An 18,745-nucleotide genomic window follows, 5' to 3' on the forward strand; every position below is an offset into this window, starting at 1 on the left:
TTGGTCGTGCAGATTCCCGCATCGATAGTCTCGTCCTCTCGGACGGACAATCTCAACGCAGAATCTGCTACAGCGCCATGCGGCCAACCGTTGGCATTCATTAAAACATCGAACCAAGTAAATAAGAATTATATTAACCTATATGAGTAACGAATTAAGGATTAAACTACAAAACAAGTCAGATAAAGAAATCCAACAGTTATCCAATGAACTTAATTATTACTTTGGCGACGAAAAGCAGTTAATTATAGAAGAAATAAACCGGCGGAATTCATTAAAAATAAGCGAAGCGAAGAAAGAAAAATCTGTCTATACTTCTAAAATAGAACTATTGATAGTGCTAATAGTTGGTTTTGGTTTTTTTGCATTTAGTTCGACTTATAAACTGATTTTCGGACAAACAGCAAATGATATACAAGTATCAAATTATGGCACATATTTTAATACTCTTTATCAAATTATAGTATTGACTATAATTGGAACCTTCTTGAAATTCCGTGGTTGGAAATTATTGGACTTTAATTTGAGGTTTAAATTTAGAATGATATTCATTGCAATATTGCTTCTTTTAACTACAGCTCTCTTTATCAATATTATATTGGTAATCATAGATGTAATAGGTTTGGATATTATTAATACAGAAAATAAGCCAAACTTTACAATTGAGGCCAATTGGCTGAGTTTGGTAATGATTATTGTTATAAACTCAATTTACGAGGAATCACTTCTTATTGGTTATTTATTTAAACGCTTTGAGAAAATGAGCCCTATCATAGTAATTGTATTTAGTATGTTGATTAGGTTATCTTTTCATACTTATCAAGGCTGGTTTTCACTTATTAGCATTCCTATAATCTCTCTAGTATTTGGAATTTATTACATAAAGTATAGAAAGCTATGGCCGTTAATTATTGCTCATGGATTAAACAATTCACTGTTGTTTTTAAGTATATTTTTACGACCCAGCTGATTTGTTTAAATTTTCTCTGAATAAATAACGAAATGCCAACAATGGCTCATAAAGCATAGGCTTGCCGCAGGCGCAACACAAGCCAACGCTTCATAGCCTGACCGTTGGCACCCATTTATATACAGCTTAAAATTTAAATCAATAAATAATGATAACCTGGACTGAAATTTTTAAACTATTTACTGCAATGTTGGGCTCAATTGGAGGAGCAGCTGCATTGATTTTTGGTCTCTCTAAATATTTTGGGGGAATATTAACCAAGCGGTTGGAGCAAAAATTTCGAGCTGAATTTCAGAATGAAATCAATGAATATCAATCTAAATTGGATGTATTAAAGCAGACTACATTAAGATATTCAGATAGGCAATTTGAGCTTTATTCAGTACTATGGACTAGTCTTCATGATTTAAAAATTTCAGCAGACAATCTTTGGAGTCGTGCAAACTCAATGAACCTAAATAATTTCGCAAAACAAATTAAAAAGACGAAAATTGAAATCGAAAGAGCATCTCTATTTATTGAAGATGACCACTACAGACAACTTATGGAAATAATCAAATCTTTTAGTGAGTTCGAAATTGGAAAGGAAAGACTTATTGACCTAAGGCAAACAAGTAATTTGGAAGGACACCTCATTGAAAGGCAGATGATAGCAGGAAATCAACGAGTAAAACAGTGGTATGACGAACTTATTGTATTAATAAAGGCAGATTTAAAAAGACAATTAAAAGGAAAATAAAACGGGTGCCAATCGAGTAGGCTGCCGATAGGCCAATAGCCTATCGGAGAACCTCTCTCACCACCGTACGTACGGGTCTCGTATACGGCGGTTCGTTAAGTCATCAGGAAGAGCGAATCACGCTTATTGGGCGTGATTTGTTGATAGATTTCATTTAGAGGGACATAGCCCCTTTGCTTCAAGCGTTTTAGTGCAATGGTAGTTCCAAGTATCGGGCTCTGAGCTACTGCCCAACCACCCATACGTGTGCGGCTCCATGCATAGGCCATACCGGGCTCAATACCCAAGCGAATCAGGCTGCGCCTTTTCTTCTCAGGTTTCTTCCAATGATGCCAAATGCAATAGCGGAGACGGTTACGCAGCCAGCCATCGAGTTCTTCGAGCTTAATTTGTATGCTTGCCATGCGGTAAGCGTTCACCCATCCCCAGCTGACTTCATGCAGCTTTTGGAGGCGCTCATCGAAACTCATGGGTGTGGTTTTACGGGTAATCCTCTTGAGCTTTTGCTTCAGATTTTGCCAACTCTTGTCGCTTGCAACTAACTGGTATTTGCCCTTTTCGCCTTTACGGTAGGTAGGCACAAAACCAAAACCCAGACACGTAAAGTGAACAGGGCGACGAATCCCGCTTTTGGCTCGGTTGATGGGTAACTTGAGCTTGTCCTTTAAGAACCTATAAATGCGATTACCTACCCGACGAGCCATCCACTTTGATTTCAGATATATACTGAAATCATCAGCCTGTAAAGGATGTGCAAGCAGAGCCCGGTGCACCAGCGCCAAAGTCAATGGGCGTATTATTCGCCACCATGCTGAAAATATATATGTGACCGCCAATAAAGAACGAATTGAGGCTAACCCAAAGCTCTACAAATGCCAGCAGGCCATTGTGGAGCATCCCTATGGCACCATCAAACGCCAATGGGGTTTTGACCATATCATCACAAAACAGTCGCTAAATAGAGCCAGTGCCGATGTAGGACTAATGATGACTGCTTATAACCTCCGGCGCATTATCAATCCTCTGGGTATCGATGGCTTATTGAGCACATTAATGCTCTTTATTTCGTTTTTTAAAGGTAAAAATGATCTTGCATTCACCATCATTCCCTTGAATACACTGTGTGCTTATTTGACCAGAAACCTGAACTATTTTTCTGTTCACGGAAAATAAACCTAGCTTTAATAATGAACATGGTAGTCGTCTAGGTTTTTAGACAGACTGCCGTTGGGTGTACTTTGAGCAAAACCATTAGATTTGGCATTTTTACCAATTATTGGTAAATTTGATTAAAACTTTGAAAATGAAGAATACATCAATATCACTTGGTCATTATTTTGACCAGTTTGTTCAGACACAAGTTTCTGCCGGTCGATATAAAAATGTTAGCGAAGTTATTCGAGCAGGTTTAAGACTTCTGGAAAATGAAGAAAGTAAAGCGACTGCCCTAAGAAATGCAATACAAGAAGGGATTGATAGTGGAATTGCTCACGACTTTAACCCCAAAAGGAATCTTGAGGAATTGAAAGCCAAAAGAAAGCAGAATGGCTAGTTATGAGTTGACTAACAAAGCTGTTGAAGATTTAAATAGAATTTGGGAGTATACATATGATACTTGGTCTGAATACCAAGCTGATAAGTATTATGATTTGCTACTAAATAGCTGCCAGGACATTGCAAATAATCCAGATTTAGGAAAAAACTATGTTGGAATAAACATCAAGTTGTTCGGACTAAAAGTTAATAGACACATTATATTCTATCGCAAGTCAAATAATAATCCTATTGAGATAACAAGAATTCTTCATGAGCAGATGGACTTAAAAAATAGAATAGCAGAATAAAAACTACACCCAACAATCTGAAAATGACGCATGGCTCGGTCGGCTCGTCCAGCAAACGTTGGACGCAAGCGATAAGAGATTTGATAATTCAATAACTTAATGAAAAGAATACTTATTAAATTCATAGTTACTCTGATTTCCTTATTGGTAGTATTCTTTGCCACCTATGCCATACTGTTTTTTAATCCCAGTCTTTCCTATTCCAATAAAACCCAATTAGGTCAGGTGACTATATATCACAATCTCGAATTAGAGGAAAAAACAAGTGACATTATTAACGCTGCCATAGAATTAACAAAAAGCTCAGAATTATATGATGAGAGTATGCCTATTAAGTTGTGTTTTAATGACGATAATATCTACCCTCATCTTTATCCGATGGATTCAACACCAGCCTTTGCTTTATCCAACGCCGTTATTTTAAAGAAGGGTGATTACCAATTTAACAAAAACCTTGTGGTGGTGTATTATGAAGAAAATGATTTCTATCAACACCTGGATTTGACATGGTTACTTGCACATGAATTTACACATAGCTTGCAATTCAATGCCGACCTGGACTATATGAAGAAAACAACCCGGGGAAAGATTAACTGGAAAGTAGAAGGATATGCTGAGTACATTTCAAGAAATTATAAGGGTGATGGCCGGTTAAAAGAGAAAATTGACGATTATCTGGTAAAGAGCAAAAATGGACAAGACCCTGTGAAGATAATTGTAGATAATGACGGCACCAAACAAGTTCATTCCTATAACAAATACGGATTAATGGTACAATACCTTATGGAAGTAAAGGATATGGATTATTTTAAAATCTGTGAATTTGAAATAAGCCGTGACCAGGTATTTTTAGAAATGATGGAATGGAGGAATAAATATTAACGCCAGCGCCCAATAAACAGCAATAAAGCATATGGAGTTCGACTTATTTTGGAAGTTTTGTGGCTTCGGCAACCAGCGCCAAAACTGCCGATTGCCTATTTGGTTGGTGGCAAATTTGGCTACTTGGTTCAACGGACTGAAATCGCTCGTGTTTCGCTACTTTTTATTTACTAACCGTCAGACTGTCTAAAAACCTCCTGCACATAGAATCACGAAATCAAATATTTCCTATCTGCAAGTATGAAATACATCCAAGGCCAAGCTATAAATCAGCCAGGTTATTATCTACCTTTGTCAGTATAATTTTAGAGTTGATGGCCGACGTTACTGCGTTCATAAAGCGCTTTAATTCCTTGTAGGTATCTGCCGGATACGTCTGCTTCTTAAAATTATAACTGGCTATCATCTGCACCTGCTTAGCATTCGTTTGGGCTATAAAGGAGAATGACACATTTTCGGAGTTAATCTTTTGAGGGCTTGGCAAAGCTTCTACCTTGTAGCCTTCCGGTATCTGAATGGTGGTGATAAAACGATTACCGCGCAAATACACCAAGTCTACAGGCAGGCTCCTGTCTTCCTGCTTAAAGGGATTTTCCTTTTCCACCAGGTTGGCAAAAGGCGACAGTATTAACTGGTTATCGATGCGGTCAATCGCCTGCGAAAACTTGAAACTATACTTAAAGGGCTGCGAGCTATCGGACAAATTAACGGCTTCCATATTCTCAACCTTCAAGCCCTTGCTGCTTATTTTCTTCTCAAATTTCTCGCGGCTGTTATAATACGCTTTACGCTCCGACACAGCCGAGTAGCCTGTGCACTTTGCCAGGCACAAACCTTCCAGCGCCCCTTCTTCAACATTAACCGATATGGCCATGTTCAGCTCCTCCAGCGAAGTAGCTGCATTGGATATGGTCACCCATTTCTCACTATCCTCTTCTACTATAAAACCTTTACCATTGATGCAGCGCGATGGAATCAGGTGATTGGGGCACATATCCTGGGTGGCGTCCACCAGGCGCATGGTCTTATCCACCTCAACCAATATCAGCACATAGTTAAACAGGTTGGAGTATGGAAACGAATCGGTAACCTTACCATTATCCCTGGTACTGATAATAACCGGTGAAGCCTGCAGGCCAAGGGCGCGCATCACACCTATGGCACTCAGGTTGATATTACCAATATTACCCGATAGCTTTTCGTTAAACTCCTTGAAGCTATATTGAGCCCTTTTGCCGGTATAATGGTTCCAGGTAAAATGCTGCTTCATGTAGGTAAGAATCTTATCAAGTTGCTCTTCCTCGGGCATATTACTAAGATGTGTAAAGGTCTTGCTCCCCCACTTTTCGGCTTTCTTTATGTATTTTCCAAAATCAGGATGGTCCAGCAGCTCTTTGGCCATGGATGGCCAGGTGTTCATGTACTTACGGCTGTAGCCCGAGGTAGAATTGATTTCCGACAATTGAAAGTCTATCTTTTTAATGTAATCATTGCGCGAGGATATAAAGCTTTCATCCTTGAACGATGGTACATTTTCGAAGCCAAACTCATACACAACATCCTTAAACGGTATACCGGCATAGGTTCTCTCCAGGCCTTTTTTGTCGTATTTTTTATAATGGTCGAAGGTAGTAGCCCCCTGCAGCCGATAGCGATACGAGAAAAACGGAATCATATTCACCTTGTACTCACTGTACAAAACTGGTATATCCATTTGAAATTCCCAGTCTCTGAAATGCTCGAAATAGTGCGAATAAACAGTGTATTTCACATCAATAATTGAACCTTCTTTCACCTGTGGCATGGCAAACTTTTTCATGTACCAGTATTCATTAATGTCTTCACGGTACACATTTTTCTTATCCAGCTCTACCTTTACCATTCGCCCGCCTTCGATATTAAAGGTGATGCCTTCTATCTCCTTAACCTCTTCATTCCGTTCGCCTCCCTTATACAATGGTATCTCAAACTCCCCCTTATTAAAGGCTGCTTCATTAAATATTTTGATACGAACATGCCTGTCAAAGCGAAGGACAAATCCACCATCATCCTGCACAAACCACGAATCTCCCTTATCAAACAACACAACAGCCGGCGCATCTTTCTCATAGGCACAGGCCTGTATCTCGGCATCGCAAGGTCGCAAACTTCCAAACTCTATCTCCTGCGCCATGCCCTTGTTAAACATCCAGGAGGTAAACAGCAAAATGGTGAATAAAAGTGTTTTCATAGTGTGGTGTTGGATTTAGTTAGAAATATTCGACAATACCTTTCTGTAATTCGGCGTTGGTACACGCTTGCATAAACTCATAAAAGCCCTCGTACTCTTCAACCGGGTAGCTGCCGGCTTTAATGCTGATATGTCGGGTAATGATTAGCTGATATTCATTAAACTGCACGTCTTTTGTATAGTATCCAAAATCCGTATCTAGCTGCTGGTGTTGTAATCCGCTTACGCGCTTAATAGGTCGAGGCAGATTGTATATCAGCGTATCGCTCACATTAAAAGGATAGCTAAAACGCAGCTCCTGTGTTCGTTGCTCTGGCTCATCAAGCTTAAAATAGAAAGGACGGATGGGTTTTATTAAGGATCGCTCACCAATGGGCTCAATGGCATTATTAAGCTTCGAGTGCAGCGTCAGATTAATATAAGAGGAGTCGGCATGGGTTCTCTCCAACGAAAAATGGGCTATATCGGCGTGCTCTACTATTCCCAACTCCTCAATATAGTCCAGCTTATCTTGTTGCGGCAAGGCATCATTCAAGCTCTTTAGATAGTCAAAAGCTCTGCCTCGCAAGGTGGCTTGTGTTTCCATCTGCAAAGTGCCATCGGCCGCCATGTTAATCGTCGATACATAACTATCGGCCACCTCTTCATGATTTAATGCAGGCGTAAGGGTCAAACGGCTGTTTTCGCCATCCACCAATAACACCGTACGATTTTGAGTAAAAGTACCCAGATAGCCAAATGGAGCCGTTTTATCGGTACACTCCAGCCAAATGGTATCATTGGCTTGCGGCACGCATAAAATCACATGATTAAACTGTTGCGATGGATAAGTGGTATTTATCTTAACCGGATACTGCCCGGCGTGCACAATGGTATAAACAGAAGCAATACCAACCTCATTTAATAAAGCTTGCATGTAATTGGTCAGCGCTTTACAATCGCCATATCTATTGGCACAAACGTATTCAGCGGTCTCTGGCAGCAAGCCTCCAATATCCAGAGCCACATTTACGTAGCGGGTATTATTCTGGAGGTATTTATACAGTGTATTTATCTTCTCTAACTCACTGTTGCAATCCTTCGTTAACTGGCGCACCCGTTCTTTTTCACTTTCTGGCAGATTATGGCAGTTGGCCTTTAGCGCACTCAGCCATTCGCCAAAACTTTGCCAGCTGGCCGCATTACCTTTCACGCCATAGTTGAACAGTTCCGGCATAACCATCACCTGGGCTTGCAGCTCCTGGCTTTGCGGACCAAACTTCTGTCGTTCAACAAATTCTACATCGTCAATGGTCCAGCTATATGTTTTTTTACCGTTTAATGATACTTCCTGAGCCTCACCTACACCCCGTTGAAAGATACGTACAGCACATTGCTGAGGCACTTCTACTGACAGGCTTGCCTCTTTAACCGGCACATATTTGCTGCTGCGGGGCATCCACCAGGCCAGATACAGGTAATCAGTGGCATCTGTTTTATAACTGTACTTAATAATATACGGATAACGATTGTGTAATAGCTTAAAGGACATTGTCATGTTATCACTATGGAACGAATTATCAGAATAGGCATTGGCTCGCACAATGTCTTTTTTCTTCAGCATCCGTATTTGGTTACCTGACAAATCGTAAATACCCGCTTGCAAATCCTTAATGCTATTGCCTTTGGAGTAAGGTATTTCAATATCAGCATAACTTAAGCCTTTGGCAGTATTAATCTGTATCTCCAGTTCGGTATATTCAACTACCCTGGAGCCAGAGTAACTCACCACTTTATTGTAGCGATTGATCTGACAGTCGTTCAGCTGGGCAGAAACTGGTATACATATTAACAGACTAAAAAAGAAGATGAGGGGTAGGCGCATTCTTTTTTTTTCTAAAATAGTATTTTTAGTTAAGCAACTAAAATTTTGCTGCTTATATGCATCACATAATAAAAGCCACACCCTAACGGATGTGGCTTTCATGATTGTTATTTATTTCTTCTTTTTTAGCGCTGGCTAATATCACCGGCCCCCGATTCGTTCAGTTGCTTAATCTCAGGATTTCCGTAGAAAACGATATCACTGCCACCGCTGGCATTGGCAATAATTTCTTTATTGGCCCACACAATGGCATCCGAGCCACCTGATGAAGTGACTTTTACTGTTTCAGCTTTTAAGTCGCGTGCGTTAATATCCGAGCCGCCACTCGATGTGGCTATTAATTGTCCCACTACCCCTTTGATTTTTATATCTGAACCGCCTGATGTGGTTAATTTCAACTCATCTGATTTCACCTCAATATACACATCAGAGCCACCACTGCTGCTTAACTTCAATACTGACTGCTCCAATACGTTTTGACCGTATACATCAGAACCTCCGCTGGCCGAAAGTGCTTCTAACTGCTTAACAGACACATACACCTTAGGCGTTGTTTTTGTACTCCAGTTCCAACTAAAGTTGCCCTTCATATATATCTTAAGTGTATTCCCTTCCACTTCGGTAATCAGTCGGTGCAAATCATCTTTTTTACACTCTACTTCCACGCCATTGGCATCTGCCTGTGACAGATATAAATCAATACCCGATGAAACAGTGATGCGAGTAAAATCACCAACAGAACGTTTTTCTTTTTCCTGCGCAAAGACAACGGTTGCCATCAGCATCAACATTGTCAACATCATTATTTTTCTCATATGCTAAAGATTAAGTATTTAAAAAGTAGGACGCTCAAACCGACACTTAAGTTACAGACAAATCAAGTTTTCTTCCGTTCGGCCTTTAAACGTGAAAAATAGCTGACAGTTGCCCGCTTGACATGGGGAGCAAGAATAATGGCAGCAATCATATTAGGGAACGCCATTAATGCATAAGCCGAATCAATAAAAGCAATAACCACATCGATTGAAACAACCGCGGCAACTACCGCACTAATAACACTTAGTGTATTGTAGATATTCTTTGAACGGGTACCAAATAGGTACGACGCACATTTATTGCCATAATAAGGAAAAGTGAATAGCGTTGATAAGGCAAAAAACAACACACACAGAATTAAAATGTAAGGCCCATAAACCGGAATAGCCTTTTCAAATGCCAGTGCTGTTAGGGTAATGCCATCTGCATCGCTGGTTTGCCATACGCCTGTCACCAGTATAGCCAATGCTGTCATGGTACATACTATTAAAGTATCAACAATAGGCCCCAGCATAGCCACCAGACCTTCTCTAACAGGTTCATTTGTTTTAGCGGCACCATGCGCCAATGGGGCCGTTCCGATTCCGGCTTCATTGGAGAAAGCAGCCCGCTTTATACCGGTAATAATGATAATACCTACTGCCCCGCCCAACACAGCTTCTGCCTCAAAAGCATCGGTGAATATAAGAACAATGGCATCCCACAGCTGATCTGTATGAGAAAAGATAATATACAGCACAACCAGCACATACAGAAGTACCATAAACGGCACAATACCGGCTGTTACCTTACCAATACGCTTTATCCCTCCAAAAATAACGACTGACATACAGATGGCTATAACAATACCGGTTACTAAATCGCTGGTAAACCCGGTATGAATGCCATTGGGCGACAATACAATATCACGAAACACCTGCGTCAGCTGGTTACTCTGAAAAACAGGGAACACAGCAAACATAGCCGCCACAGCAAAAAATACCGCCATAGGCTTCCATCGCTTCCCTAAACCTTCGGTAATAATATACATCGGACCGCCCTGCACCTCTCCCCGGTCATCCTTACCTCTGAACATAACAGCCAGTGTACCGGTAAAGAACTTGGTGGAGACACCCAGTGCGGCACTCACCCACATCCAGAAGATGGCTCCCGGACCACCTGCCGTGATAGCCACAGCCACCCCACTGATATTACCCATACCAACCGTAGCTGCCAAAGCGGTTGACAAAGCTTGAAAATGGTTGATTTGTCCTGCTTCATCAGGATCATCGTATTTACCCCTTAAAATATCAACTGCATGCGCAATATACCTGAACGGCATGAGCCGGCTATACATCATAAAGAAAAATCCGCCACCTAAAAGTAGAATGAGAAGTGGCGTACCCCAAATAAAGTCACTAAATTCGATGATTAGGTTTTCAATTCTTTTCATCTTTGAAAGATAGAAAAACTGCCATGGCATTCAAAACATAAGGCTTATTGCTTTATATTTTTTTAACGGTAATTATTGCACAATTTCTTTAATTGATTTTGAATTAAGTTTTAGATTTGCACGTCAGCGGCATAAACCTGATATAATTTATAACTGATAATATAAAAACTGCTTAAGTCTGGAGTCTGCAGCCAAACAACAAATTGGAGAAGACCAAAGACTTCTGCCTAATAACCAATTTCTATTATGGCTGATTTTAAATATCAAAAACCGTTTCCGATACAAAAGGACGAAACCCCTTACAGGTTGATCACAAAAGATTATGTCTCTACCATTGAGGTAGATGGCCGAAAAATTTTAAAAGTAGATCCTAAAGGATTAGAGCTGCTTTCAAAAGAAGCTTTTTCGGATGTTTCATTCTACCTGCGTCCAACCCACCTGCAAAAGCTGGCCAACATACTGCAGGATGAAGAATCGTCAGACAACGATCGCTTTGTAGCTCACACCATGCTAATGAACCAGGTGGTAACTGCCGAAGGCGAATTACCAACTTGCCAGGATACCGGTACAGCCATTGTCATTGGTAAAAAAGGTGAAAACGTATTTACTGGTGCCAATGATGCTGAACACCTTTCGAAAGGCGTATTTGAGACCTATCGCGATCGCAACCTGCGCTATTCACAGGTAGTTCCTTTCTCAATGTTTGAAGAGAAAAACACAGGCACAAACCTGCCAGCGCAAATTGATATTTACGCAGAACAAGGTAATCAGTACGATTTCTTATTTATGACCAAAGGTGGCGGCTCAGGTAATAAAACCTTTTTGTATCAGCAGACCAAAGCATTACTAACTGAGGAAAATCTGACCAAATTTATCCAGGACAAAATTAAAGATCTGGGAACTTCGGCCTGTCCTCCTTATCACCTGGCATTAGTTATAGGTGGTACATCTGCCGAAGCAACCCTGGCTACCGTTAAAAAAGCATCCGCTGGCTACTTCGATCATTTACCAACTGAAGGTAATGAGGGTGGACAAGCATTCCGCGATTTAGAGTGGGAAGCAAAAGTGCAGAAGATATGCCAGGAAAGCACTGTTGGCGCCCAGTTTGGTGGTAAGTATTTTGTGCATGATGTACGTGTGATTCGTTTGCCACGTCATGCAGCTTCTTGTCCTGTTGGCCTGGGTGTAAGCTGTAGTGCCGACCGCAATATCAAAGCAAAAATAACTGAAGAAGGTATTTTTGTGGAAGAACTGGAGAAGAATCCGTCACGATTCGTTCCTAAAGAAGCTCCACACATGGCACCTGCTGTCGACATTGATTTGGATCAGCCAATGGAAGATGTATTGAAGGAGCTCACTAAGTACCCAATTAAAACACGCTTAAATTTATCAGGTACTTTAATTGTGGCACGTGATATTGCACACGCTCGTATCAAGCAGATGCTGGACGAAGGCCAGCCAATGCCTGAGTATTTTAAAAATCACCCCGTTTATTATGCGGGACCTGCCAAGACACCTAAAGGCATGGCTTCTGGTAGCTTTGGACCTACAACAGCGGGCCGTATGGACCCATACGTTGATTTTTTCCAGAAACATGGCGGGTCTATGATTATGGTAGCTAAAGGTAACCGTTCACAAGCAGTAACTGATGCTTGTAAGAACAATGGCGGTTTCTATCTTGGTTCTATTGGAGGGCCAGCTGCTATCCTCGCCAAAAATAGTATAAAATCAGTAGAAGTAGTTGATTTTGAAGAACTGGGTATGGAAGCAGTTCGCAAAATCAGAGTCGAAAATTTCCCGGCATTTATTATTGTAGATGATAAGGGGAATGACTTCTTTGCTAAACTATAGACAGCTATAATAGCATAAACAATAGCAAGCTGCGGTGGCCATTTGTCCATCGCAGTTTTTGTTTTATTATATTGCCAACTCAAACCGTCAGCCATCTGTTATGGACTTCATCGCTATTCAATACTTTAAAAGTGCTTTTGGAGAACTCATCATAGGCTCCTACGATAATAAACTTTGCCTGTGCGACTGGCGATACAGAAAAATGCGCACCAATATTGACAAACGCATCCAAAAAGCTTTAAACGCTGACTATAAAGAAGCAGCAACTCCTATAATCGAAGCTACCATTGCGCAACTAAAAGCCTATACTACTGGAGAGTTAGACAAATTTACACTACCCCTATTATTAGTTGGCACTGATTTTCAGAAAAGTGTATGGCAGGCCCTATTAGAAATACCCTACGGTGAAACAAGAAGTTACCTGGAACTCTCCATTCAATTGGGTGACAAAAATGCCATAAGAGCTGTTGCCTCTGCCAATGGTGCCAATGCCATTTCCATCATCGTCCCTTGTCATCGCATTATTGGTAAAAATGGCAAATTGATAGGTTATGCAGGTGGTTTAATGGCTAAAAAAAGACTTTTAGAGCTGGAAAGCCCACAAAAATGCACTCCACAGCTAAAGCTTTTTGAAAAGGAATATTTTGCTGTTGTAACACCTAAATACTTACAATAACATAAAAAATACCAAATTCAACACCTTACTTAACAGCAATAACTTACGCTAACTACTTTTGGCATTAAAAGAAATTATTCCTTATAAATAGGGCCACCAATTACGATTCATAAGCACTATTAGCTTTATTTTTCTTTAAATATTTTTTTAATCCTCTATATCAGTCCTTTACAGGCCTTTCAAAAACAAAGTTGCCAAATAATTTGTTTATTTTATAACAAATTACAAATCTTAGCATATCAATTCACAATCCATACTGATATACTTCTTAATTATCTGATAATAAAGAACTATTTCAGTATTTTTATTTGTATTAATTTGTACTTATTTGTTTATTTTAGTTAATTTTTTAAAGATAATCGCATATTAATATCACAATCAAATCACACTACAACCACTATTAATTACAATTTGTAAGAACCCAATTAACAACACCAAAATGGAAGCAGTAAAATCTACGGTAAACCTTAGTAAATATGGTATTTTAGATACATCATCTATCATTTACAATCCTTCGTATGAAGATTTATATCTCGATGAACTAAATCCCGAATTGGAAGGCTATGAGAAAGGACAGCTAACCGAAACAGGCGCTATCAATGTGATGACTGGAAAATTCACCGGCCGTTCACCTAAAGATAAATACATCGTTGAGGATGACATAACTAAAGACACCATTTGGTGGACTTCAGACTTTGCTAAAAACGATAACAAACCTGTATCTCCCGAAACATGGTCTGTTATTAAAAGTGATGCCTGCGCACAACTATCTGGAAAAAAACTATATGTAATTGATACTTTTTGTGGTGCCAATGCCAATAGCCGCCTAAAAGTACGATTCATTACAGAAGTTGCCTGGCAGGCTCATTTTGTAAAAAACATGTTCATCCGCCCAACAGAAGCAGAGTTAACCACCTATGGCGAACCCGATTTTGTTGTGCTTAACGCATCGAAAACAACCAATAAAAACTGGAAAGAACAGGGATTGAACTCAGAAGTATTTACGATTTTCAATTTAACCGAAAGGATGCAAATCATTGGCGGCACCTGGTATGGTGGCGAGATGAAAAAGGGCATGTTTGCCATGATGAACTATTACCTGCCATTGAACGGCATGGCCTCTATGCACTGCTCGGCCAATAAAGGAAAAAATGGTGATGTAGCTATTTTCTTTGGCCTTTCCGGCACTGGAAAAACAACGCTTTCTACCGATCCTAAACGTGAACTGATTGGAGATGATGAGCATGGCTGGGATGACGAAGGCGTATTTAACTTTGAAGGAGGTTGCTATGCTAAAACCATCAATCTGGACAAAGAAAGCGAACCAGATATCTTCAACGCCATCAGAAAAGATGCTTTACTTGAAAACGTAACCGTTGATGCCAATGGTAAAATTGATTTTAGTGACAATTCAGTTACAGAAAACACAAGGGTTTCTTACCCCATATATCACATCAACAACATTGTTAAGCCTGTTTCTAAAGCCGGCCATGCCAATAAAGTCATATTCCTGACGGCCGATGCCTTTGGCGTAATGCCGCCCGTTTCGAAACTTAGCCCAGAACAGACACAATACCACTTCCTTTCGGGCTTTACAGCTAAACTGGCTGGCACCGAACTTGGTGTAACCGAGCCACGCCCCACTTTTTCTGCCTGTTTTGGCGAAGCTTTCCTTTCGCTTCATCCAACAAAATACAGTGCCGAACTGGTGAAGAAAATGGAGCAACACGGAGCAAAAGCCTACCTGGTTAATACTGGCTGGAATGGCACAGGCAAACGGATTTCGATAAAAGACACACGCGCCATCATTGATGCCATATTAGATGGCTCTATTGAGGAAGCAGAAACAACCACCATCCCGGTCTTCAATCTGGAGATTCCAAAACAGCTGCACGATGTCGATCCGAACATTATGGATCCACGCAACACCTATAGTAATCCAAAAGATTGGGAAACTAAGGCAAATGATTTGGCCAGCAGGTTTATTACAAACTTCAGAAAGTACACTGATACACCACAAGGCCAAGAACTGGTAAAAGCCGGACCGACAACTACAAACTCCTAATATCTACTCAAAGAGGTGTTAACCAAAGGGTTAACACCTCTTAATTTTTAAGCCAAACAGCCAATTTGGCACTTACCCACTTTGGCATACATTTTGACGTATTACCTTTATGAATAGGTAGTCAACCGATTAAACAATTACAAACTTACAAGGTTTCACTTTTGAGGAACGTTATTAATTGTTAAAATCGGAACCTTCATCAATAAAGAGAGTATATAAATCAAAACATCAACTTAAAAATGTGTGCTATGAATCTTCGTATAACATCAAACGCCAAGAATAAGCAGATTTCATTTTTAATTGCCCTGGATAATTTCATTACCAGAAGGAATAACAACAAGGCATCCATTCTAATGCAACGCCTTAATCAATTCCTTGAAAAAAAGCATCCGGAATTTAGCCTTAACGTAAAAGAAGGAACAAACAACAGCATTGAAATGTATACAGGTAAAAACCTGATCGCTTATTACGCATAGATAAAACTCTTTTGCAGGGTACAATTACTTGCAATCAGAATAAATGAATGGCCTTTTCTAAAAAGAGGCCATTTTTGTTTTTAGTACTTTTCACCATCTTTGCACTTGCAAACCGGAAGATGTTTATGAAATTTAAAAAAATATTACCCCAACTTGTGACGGCCATTAAGGAAGCTGGTTTCGATACACATCCAAAAGAATTACAATCACTGAGTATTCCTAAAATAAAATCTGGCGCTGACCTGTTTTGCCTGGCACCTGAAAAAGAAGGCAAATCAACCACCATTATTATGGGTGTTATCCAGCAACTCAAGGAGGCTTTTGAAGAAGCACCACGCGCCATTATCATCACCTCAACAAAAGAAAAGGCGTTTGAGTTGGAGGAGCAATTCAATACGCTTGGTAAATATACTAACTTAAGAACATTTGTTGCTTTTGACCAAGGCATCTTGCAATACCAGAAAGATGAAATATACGATGGGCTGGATGTATTAATCTGCACGCCCAAACGCCTGATGGAGCTGGTGAATATTAATGGCGTTCCGATGACAAAGATAAAGATGTTGATTGTGGACAATGCCGAAACAGTTATCAGCAATACCCACCACGCCATTATTTACCGCATTGCTGATGGTATTAAAAATCCGCAAATACTGTTTTTTGCAAGCCGCTGGCACAAAAGCTTTGAAACAGTGGATGAGCGCATCATGAAAAATCCTTTAATATTCGAAATAGAAGCAAGCAATGAACTGTAACTGCGGCTCTAACAGAGCATACGGCACATGTTGCATGCCACTTATTGAAGGACACCATCAGGCTCAGACAGCAGAGAGCCTGATGCGTTCGAGGTACACCGCCTTTACATTAGCTAATATTGATTATCTGATGAAAACCCACCATGTAAGTACGAGGCCGATAAAAGACAAACTGGAAATACTTAATTGGGCAAAATCAGTACAATGGATGGAGCTTACCATCCTCAATACCCAAAAAGGAAAAGCTCACGACAAGGATGGCATTGTTGAATTCAAGGCTCTCTATCTTGAAAATGGCACATTACAGGCCATTCACGAAAAATCCCTTTTCCGAAACGAAAAAGGGATTTGGTACTATGTGTCTGGTCAGCATTATTAGTCCTCAAACTTGTAAAAGATTTTACTAACCAACTTCCAACCTTCCTCAAACTTATATAGCGATAAGTAATCAACATATTTCAGTTCCTTACCTACATAAAACTCAAATTTAGCAACAGCAGCAGTACCTGTCACATCAACAGATAAAAACTTTACGCTAATCAGATTATCCTTATCCCGGGGCAATTGTCCGTTCTTTTTTCTTTCAATCACTTTTTCTTTCCACTCTGCAATTGGCAACTTCCAGATGGTGCCATTCTCACCAATTCCAAGCAAGTTAAAATCCGGATGAATACCAGCATCTATTTTCTCAATATTACCTTCATTCTGAATACCGTCAACATAGGCCGACTGAATAACTTCTTTTATCGCTTTTACCTCAGCGTCATCCGATTGCGCTGAAGCACTAAGCACAAAACACATTAAGAGGGCTACAAACTGTAATTTTCTCATATTAATAAAATTGGGTTGTTAATAATCTCATTAAAGATACAACTATTCCGTTTTATCTTCATCTACTGATTATTTTAAGCTATTTTTGCACCACAAATCAAAACAGCATGTCACTAAAAGAATACGAAAAACTAAAAGAGTTACTGGCTCAAAACAAAAAGTGGCCATTACTATATATGTTTAAATTTATTGTACCCAATGCAGATGGCAAAGTACAAAGAGTAGTTGATCTATTGCCTAAACATGGAAAAGTCAGCTATAAACACACTAAAAATCTTAAGTACGTTTCAGTTACCTGTACGGCCAGCATGAAAAGTCCGGAAGCCATTATTGAAGTAACAAATAATATCTCATCCATCAATGGGGTGATGAGCCTGTAATAAAGGACCATACCAAACCTCAACACCCTCCCTTGCGCTGGCTGATTTCTCAGGCCAATAACCATTACCAGAATACGATTTTTCTGAAAAATCTTTTATAGAGCTCATTGCCTTTTATCAGATAATGAGGTATTTTTATACTTTATCACACCAATATCGCCATTATGAAGTATTTAATACCCTTTATCTGTTGGGCATTGATAACAGCATCATGCCTGGCTGATGACACACAAAAAATTGGTATCAATGAACACCTTAACGAATATCTCCCCAAACAAATTGAGGTCATCAATATTAATGGAGATACGGTAAATCTGTCATCCGTTATTAACAACAAACCAACTGTTCTGAATTTTGTATACTATCGGTGCCCTGGCATTTGCACACCACTGATGGATGGTCTGGCCGAGGTTATTAATCTTTCAGACATGCAACTTGGACAAGATTACCAGGTGGTGACCATCAGTTTTGACTACACTGAATCAACAGAACTGGCCGCCAAGAAACGCAACAATTATTCACTCGTTGTGAAAAAAGATGGCATGGAAAAAGGCTGGTTGTTCTTTACGGCTGATAGCAGTAATGTGGCTCAACTCACCCAAGCTACCGGATTCAGCTACAAAAAAACAGGTAATGACTATATCCATACGGCCGGACTAATACTCCTTAGTCCGGATGGTAAAATCACACGCTACCTGAATGGCACATATTTTCTGCCCTTTGAATTTAAATTGGCCGTTATCGAAGCATCAAAAGGCATTCCGGGACCAACAGTCAATAAGATATTGCAATTCTGCTACAGCTACGATCCTGTTGGGCAAGCCTATGTACTTAATATTACCAAAGTAGCTGGCATCCTTATCATCATTATCGCCGGCCTTGTTTGGCTGGTTTTAACCATTAAACCAAAAAGACGAAGTATTAAATCCTAAAC

Annotated in this window: 20 protein-coding genes; 14 read left to right on the forward strand and 6 right to left on the reverse strand. The window is 40.0% G+C overall.

Annotated features, from left to right (window positions below; genetic code table 11):
• Window positions 1-142: 142 nt before the first annotated feature.
• The gene (locus KEM09_RS14955) at window positions 143-970 is read left to right on the forward strand and encodes a CPBP family intramembrane glutamic endopeptidase (RefSeq protein WP_212229510.1); all 828 of its coding nucleotides are present in this window, start codon (window positions 143-145) and stop codon (window positions 968-970) included.
• A 148-nt stretch (window positions 971-1,118) separates the two neighbouring features.
• Window positions 1,119-1,709, forward strand: coding sequence for a hypothetical protein (locus KEM09_RS14960; RefSeq protein WP_212229512.1), 591 nt, complete (start codon window positions 1,119-1,121; stop codon window positions 1,707-1,709).
• 95 nt (window positions 1,710-1,804) lie between these two features.
• Here KEM09_RS14960 and KEM09_RS14965 read toward each other — a convergent pair whose 3' ends face one another.
• Complete coding sequence (locus tag KEM09_RS14965; RefSeq protein ID WP_212229514.1) at window positions 1,805-2,413, reverse strand: group II intron maturase-specific domain-containing protein; 609 nt, start codon at window positions 2,411-2,413, stop codon at window positions 1,805-1,807.
• Between KEM09_RS14965 and KEM09_RS14970 the strand changes: the two genes are divergently transcribed.
• The 4 genes from KEM09_RS14970 (at window position 2,388) to KEM09_RS14985 (ending at window position 4,435) form a co-directional block, all read left to right on the forward strand.
• On the forward strand, window positions 2,388-2,882 hold the full coding sequence (locus tag KEM09_RS14970) for a transposase (protein ID WP_212229516.1): 495 nt from the start codon (window positions 2,388-2,390) through the stop codon (window positions 2,880-2,882). The two genes, KEM09_RS14965 and KEM09_RS14970, sit on opposite strands and share 26 nt — an antisense overlap.
• Before the next feature lie 130 nt (window positions 2,883-3,012).
• Complete coding sequence (locus tag KEM09_RS14975; protein ID WP_212229518.1) at window positions 3,013-3,261, forward strand: type II toxin-antitoxin system ParD family antitoxin; 249 nt, start codon at window positions 3,013-3,015, stop codon at window positions 3,259-3,261.
• A complete protein-coding gene (locus tag KEM09_RS14980; protein WP_212229519.1) occupies window positions 3,254-3,553 on the forward strand; it encodes a type II toxin-antitoxin system RelE/ParE family toxin in 300 nt (99 codons plus the stop codon). The genes KEM09_RS14975 and KEM09_RS14980 overlap by 8 nt, the downstream gene beginning before the upstream one ends.
• A gap of 99 nt (window positions 3,554-3,652) precedes the next feature.
• A complete protein-coding gene (locus tag KEM09_RS14985; protein WP_212229520.1) occupies window positions 3,653-4,435 on the forward strand; it encodes a collagenase in 783 nt (260 codons plus the stop codon).
• Between the two features lie 262 nt (window positions 4,436-4,697).
• Here KEM09_RS14985 and KEM09_RS14990 read toward each other — a convergent pair whose 3' ends face one another.
• The 4 genes from KEM09_RS14990 to KEM09_RS15005 all read right to left on the reverse strand — a co-directional run bounded on the left by KEM09_RS14990 (window position 4,698) and on the right by KEM09_RS15005 (window position 10,777).
• Entirely contained in the window at window positions 4,698-6,665 is a 1,968-nt protein-coding gene (locus KEM09_RS14990; protein ID WP_212229521.1) for a DUF3857 domain-containing protein, read from the reverse strand.
• A 19-nt stretch (window positions 6,666-6,684) separates the two neighbouring features.
• Window positions 6,685-8,529: a DUF3857 domain-containing transglutaminase family protein gene (locus KEM09_RS14995; protein WP_212229522.1), complete on the reverse strand. Its 1,845-nt coding sequence runs from the start codon at window positions 8,527-8,529 to the stop codon at window positions 6,685-6,687.
• A 125-nt stretch (window positions 8,530-8,654) separates the two neighbouring features.
• Window positions 8,655-9,344: a head GIN domain-containing protein gene (locus tag KEM09_RS15000; RefSeq protein WP_212229523.1), complete on the reverse strand. Its 690-nt coding sequence runs from the start codon at window positions 9,342-9,344 to the stop codon at window positions 8,655-8,657.
• A gap of 62 nt (window positions 9,345-9,406) precedes the next feature.
• Window positions 9,407-10,777: an alanine/glycine:cation symporter family protein gene (locus KEM09_RS15005; protein ID WP_244825044.1), complete on the reverse strand. Its 1,371-nt coding sequence runs from the start codon at window positions 10,775-10,777 to the stop codon at window positions 9,407-9,409.
• Window positions 10,778-11,023: 246 nt separating this feature from the next.
• Between KEM09_RS15005 and KEM09_RS15010 the strand changes: the two genes are divergently transcribed.
• The 6 genes from KEM09_RS15010 to KEM09_RS15035 all read left to right on the forward strand — a co-directional run bounded on the left by KEM09_RS15010 (window position 11,024) and on the right by KEM09_RS15035 (window position 16,979).
• Window positions 11,024-12,628: a fumarate hydratase gene (locus KEM09_RS15010; RefSeq protein ID WP_212229524.1), complete on the forward strand. Its 1,605-nt coding sequence runs from the start codon at window positions 11,024-11,026 to the stop codon at window positions 12,626-12,628.
• Between the two features lie 34 nt (window positions 12,629-12,662).
• On the forward strand, window positions 12,663-13,304 hold the full coding sequence (locus tag KEM09_RS15015; protein ID WP_342344010.1) for a methylated-DNA--[protein]-cysteine S-methyltransferase: 642 nt from the start codon (window positions 12,663-12,665) through the stop codon (window positions 13,302-13,304).
• Between the two features lie 439 nt (window positions 13,305-13,743).
• The gene (pckA, locus tag KEM09_RS15020) at window positions 13,744-15,369 is read left to right on the forward strand and encodes a phosphoenolpyruvate carboxykinase (ATP) (protein ID WP_212229525.1); all 1,626 of its coding nucleotides are present in this window, start codon (window positions 13,744-13,746) and stop codon (window positions 15,367-15,369) included.
• Between the two features lie 248 nt (window positions 15,370-15,617).
• Complete coding sequence (locus KEM09_RS15025; RefSeq protein ID WP_212229526.1) at window positions 15,618-15,845, forward strand: hypothetical protein; 228 nt, start codon at window positions 15,618-15,620, stop codon at window positions 15,843-15,845.
• Window positions 15,846-15,970: 125 nt separating this feature from the next.
• Window positions 15,971-16,600 (forward strand): DEAD/DEAH box helicase, encoded by a 630-nt coding sequence (locus KEM09_RS15030; RefSeq protein WP_212229527.1) that lies wholly within the window; start codon window positions 15,971-15,973, stop codon window positions 16,598-16,600.
• Complete coding sequence (locus KEM09_RS15035) at window positions 16,590-16,979, forward strand: YchJ family protein (RefSeq protein ID WP_212229528.1); 390 nt, start codon at window positions 16,590-16,592, stop codon at window positions 16,977-16,979. The genes KEM09_RS15030 and KEM09_RS15035 overlap by 11 nt, the downstream gene beginning before the upstream one ends.
• On the opposite strand, the gene KEM09_RS15040 is transcribed toward KEM09_RS15035, so the two are convergent.
• A complete protein-coding gene (locus tag KEM09_RS15040; protein WP_212229529.1) occupies window positions 16,976-17,431 on the reverse strand; it encodes a nuclear transport factor 2 family protein in 456 nt (151 codons plus the stop codon). The genes KEM09_RS15035 and KEM09_RS15040 overlap by 4 nt on opposite strands.
• A 107-nt stretch (window positions 17,432-17,538) precedes the next feature.
• Here KEM09_RS15040 and KEM09_RS15045 point away from each other — a divergent pair, with 107 nt between their 5' ends.
• The gene (locus KEM09_RS15045; RefSeq protein ID WP_212193061.1) at window positions 17,539-17,811 is read left to right on the forward strand and encodes a DUF493 family protein; all 273 of its coding nucleotides are present in this window, start codon (window positions 17,539-17,541) and stop codon (window positions 17,809-17,811) included.
• Window positions 17,812-17,975: 164 nt separating this feature from the next.
• Window positions 17,976-18,743: an SCO family protein gene (locus tag KEM09_RS15050; protein WP_212229530.1), complete on the forward strand. Its 768-nt coding sequence runs from the start codon at window positions 17,976-17,978 to the stop codon at window positions 18,741-18,743.
• Window positions 18,744-18,745 lie beyond the last annotated feature (2 nt).

It is taken from the genome of Carboxylicivirga mesophila, assembly GCF_018271975.1.
Taxonomy (GTDB): domain Bacteria; phylum Bacteroidota; class Bacteroidia; order Bacteroidales; family Marinilabiliaceae; genus Carboxylicivirga; species Carboxylicivirga mesophila.